The sequence below is a fragment of the Verrucomicrobium sp. BvORR106 genome, assembly GCF_000739655.1.
GTDB lineage: Bacteria > Verrucomicrobiota > Verrucomicrobiia > Verrucomicrobiales > Verrucomicrobiaceae > Verrucomicrobium.
In genome coordinates this window covers 1-4,163 of sequence record NZ_BATR01000001.1, presented here as the reverse complement: position 1 = coordinate 4,163, position 4,163 = coordinate 1, and the positions used below count along the sequence as shown (strand labels likewise).

Sequence of the window (4,163 nt, the reverse complement as noted above, 5' to 3'; positions counted from 1 at the left end):
ACTCCAACCCTGCTTCGGAACCAGGGGCGGTGAGTTTGGCTGGGCCAGGTGGGGAGGTGTTGAGGGCCCATCGCGGGGAAGGCACTGTACCCGTGCCACGGACTTTCAGCATCTCTATCCCGCTCCTACCACTTCGTGCATAACGAGTTGCATATTCTGCTTGCATTCCTCCAAAGCTCCGGCATACTCCCCGTCCACTGGAAAATAATTGGGTTTGTAGCTCAGTGGTAGAGCAGGAGACTCTTAATCTCTTGGTCGTGGGTTCGACCCCCACCGAACCCACCATTTATCGCGCAGCAAGAAACGCTGTCCAATAATGGCTCGAGCGCTGAGAGTGCGATTTTGTCTGCCGAGGCACCTGTTCCACCATTCGTTCTGAAGGACGGGCGATCATTCCCGGATGCATGTGCCCTTCTCGCTCCATGGTAGATTAGGGCACAATTCTGCGCGTGGCATAACCAGGCAATGGAAATGCCTGACAGTGTGTTCGGGAGGCGGGTGTCAGCCGAAAATTGAAATGGGGCAATTTTTCCGGCGTCCTGGCCTTGTTTGCAGTGCGCAAGGAGTGCTGGCATTTGCCCTGAATTGATCAAGGCCCTGGTTGCGGCTTGATCGCGGGTGACATATTCCATATAGGAAATAATTTTGGCTGGATGCGTTTGTGTCGTCGGCGTTACATTTGGAAGCGGAAGTTCTCCATACTGAATTTAAGAATTGAAAGAGATGAGGTTGAGTCATGGGAATAAATCGAGGGACCGGGAGGTCTCATACGCGACATTGGCATTCTCCAGATTCATACCTGCAAGGATCTGGCAAAAATGGAGTGAAGGCCACCAGGATCTGCTGCCAGATGGTTCCCATTCGTGAGAAGATTGATGCTCACGAATGAATGGATAAAAAATGCACATGGATGAATACGTCCAGGCGGGCGGGGAATTTGTGCGTCAAAAATTAAAGCGAGCGTCGAATAAAGCATTGCAAGGTGAATGGAGCCGGACAAGGATTTGTGTCGTTAACTCATCCGGACGAGGAAATTGAATCACCTGCCGGAGCTTGGAAGGAATTGCGCAGTGCCGACATGTACGGTGGCTGCGCCAATCGCAGAATATCATGAAAAATGTGTTATGGTTCTATGGAAGCACATGTCCGGACGGGGGGCGCCCGGCAGAGTAACCCGCTCGGCTTGCGGTTCTCTCCAAGCACGCCATTGACCCTGAATTGCTGTTGGATTGTCTGGAGATCATGTGATGCTTATAGATAAACTTATTGCGCTTGCAGAATTAATGAAGCGTATGTAGAAAGTCCGGGCAAGAGGCCGGCTGACCAACGGGGCGAAGAACAAGGAGCCGAAGAAGTCGAGAGCAACGGATCGTCAGAGTCACACTTGGAAGGGCAGACAGCGGGTCGTCATGAAGCCATGTGCTTCAGAGGCATGTCTGGATGCCCGCGGATTTTTTCACGCAAATCACCATGAAGTTCACAACCAAATGCTTCACGTACAGAGGTGGCTGCCCGAGTCAGGCGGCGCCGCATGCCAGTCGTCTGCATGATGGGGAGGCCGCGTGCCGCCTGGGATCAGCAGGGGAGGACGGGCTGCTTTGTCCCAGCAGCAGAAGCAGAGGCTCTGGTGCCAGTAGGAGAAGGGGCCGGGGCAGGGTGAGAAGGGGGCTGCGCCCACGGTCAACGACGTGGATGACGCTGACCACGGCGCTGGTGATTCTGGTGGGCCTGGCCTGGGGAGGCGGGGCGAGGGCGCAGGCGGTTACTGGAAAGAACCTGGCGGCGGGCCTGTATCACACGGTGGTGGTCAGGGAGGACGGCACGGTCTGGGGCGTGGGCTCGGCAGAGCTAGGGCAGTTGGGCGTTTCCATGACGGGGAGTGCGGAGCTGCCGGTGCAGGCAGGGTCGCTCTCGGACGTCGTGTCTGTTGCAGCCGGGGCGGCGCACACGGCAGCGGTGCGGAGTGATGGCACGCTGTGGATGTACGGGCTCAACACCTTTGGTCAGTTGGGCTTGGGCTACTCGACGGTGAGCGTGTGGAATCCCACCCAGGTGGGGGCGCTCTCCGGGGTGACAGCGGATGTTGCGGCGGGAGACCTGTACACCCTGGTGCTGAAGACGGACGGGACGGTGTGGGGTTTCGGAGAGAATGGATGGGGGAATCTGGGGGACGGCACGACCACGGGGCGGCTCTCCCCTGTCCAGGCCACGGGTCTGACGGATGTGGTGGATGTGGCGACGGGCAGCGGGCATTCCCTGGCGCTGAAGAGTGATGGCACGGTGTGGGCCTTTGGCGCGAACTATGAAGGGCAGCTGGGGGATGGAACGAATGTGACGCGTCTGACGGCGGTGCAGGTGTCTGGTCTGACGGATGTGGTGGCGATTGCGGCCGCCGGTGGGCACTCTCTGGCACTGAAGAGCGATGGCACGGTGTGGGCCTTTGGCTCGAACACGCAGGGCCAGCTAGGGGATGGGACGACGACAGCCCGCAATGCACCGGTGCAGGTGTCTGGTCTGACGGATGTGGTGGCGATTGCGGCCGGGGGTACGCATTCTCTGGTGCTGAAGAGCGATGGCTCGGTGTGGGCTTTTGGAGCCAACAACTACGGGCAGCTGGGGGATGGGAGCCTCACGGCCAGTACGGTGCCGGTGGAGATGTCGATCACGGATGTGGCGGCGATCGCGGCGGCCTCTGAGCACTCTGTGATGATGAAGAACGACGGCACGCTGTGGGGCGTGGGTTACTCTGCGGGGGGCAAGCTGGGCGGGCTCTCGCCATCACCCAGGAAGCTGCCCATGCCGGTGAGCGGAGTGACGACGGTGGCGACGTTGAAGGCAGGGGGTGACAACACCGGGGTGGTGCGGGGCAGCGGGGTGGTGCTGGGTTTTGGGTATAACAATTGCGGTCAACTCGGGAACGGGGTGGTGGTGCCGTCTGCCGTGCCGGTGCAGCCCACGGGGCTGAGCGGGGTGCAGGATGTGGCAGTGGGGTACAACCACACGGTGGTGGCCAAGACGGATGGCACGGTGTGGTCTTACGGGCTGAATTCCCTGGGGCAACTGGGCGTGACGGCAGGGGCGTCGCAGTTGACGCCGGTGCAGGTGACGGCCCTGAGCAATGCGAAGGCAGTGGCGGTGGGTTATGACCATTCCCTGGTGCTGAAGACGGATGGCACGGTGTGGGGTTTTGGCAGCAACAGCAATGGCGAGCTGGGAGATGGAACATGGGTGTCATCCCGGGCCACGCCGCTGCAGGTGAGCGGGACGACGAACATCACAGCGGTAACGGCGGGGCGCGACCACTCTGTGATGTTGAAGTCTGATGGCACGGTGTGGACCTTTGGCGCGAACACCTATGGCAGGCTGGGAGATGGGACGACGACGGGGCGGAATGTGCCGGTGCAGGCAACAGGGCTGACGGGCGTGGTGGCGGTGGCGGCGGGTGGGATGCACACGGTGGTGCTGAAGTCTGATGGCACGGTGTGGACCTTCGGTGGCAACATGAGTGGGCAGCTGGGGGATGGTACCACGACCAACCGGCTGACGGCGGTGCAGATGAGCGGGCTGACGAATGTGGTGGCGATCGCGGCAGGTGAGGATCACACGGTGGCGGTGCGGAGTGACGGCACGGTCTGGGCGGCGGGCAAGAATGCGACGGGCCAGCTAGGCGACGGGACAGTGGCGAACCGCCTGACGGCGGTGCAGGTGCCAGGGGTGACGCACGCGGTGACGGTGGCGGCGGGCCGGGGGCACACGCTGGCGCTGAAGATTGATGGCACCCTCTTGTCTTGGGGTGCGGGGGAGCAGGGGCAGTTGCGTGAGTTTGGCGGGGGCGTGCCGGTGTCTCTGCCCATCAACTCGCCTGCGCTGGGCTATCAGTTCGTGGAGCCTGCGGCGACCATCGTGTCGCCGCCCACGGAGACGATCGTGCCCCTGGGCACGGGCCAGACGATCACGGCCACGATATCCTCGAGCGCCGCCCCTGCCAGGGTGCACTTTTACCACCATGGGGTCCTGCTGGGGTCTGATGACACGGCGCCGTACACGGTGGAGTTCACGCCCTGGACCTTTGGGGACTTTGAAATAACGGCGGTGGGTGAGGATGAGCTGGGGGCGCTCTCCCTGCCGTCTGACCCGGTGGTGATCCGGGCACCGTATGATCA

At 61.2% G+C, this 4,163-nt stretch carries 1 protein-coding gene and 1 tRNA gene; both read left to right on the top strand.

Going from position 1 to position 4,163, the window contains the following annotated elements; translation table 11 throughout:
* The first annotated feature begins 210 nt into the window (after nt 1-210).
* Nucleotides 211-285, top strand: a tRNA-Lys gene (locus BV106_RS00010).
* A 1,407-nt stretch (nt 286-1,692) separates the two neighbouring features.
* Nucleotides 1,693-4,163, top strand: a 2,471-nt coding sequence (locus tag BV106_RS00005; RefSeq protein WP_063767876.1) for an Ig-like domain-containing protein, incomplete at its 3' end; no start/stop codon positions are given.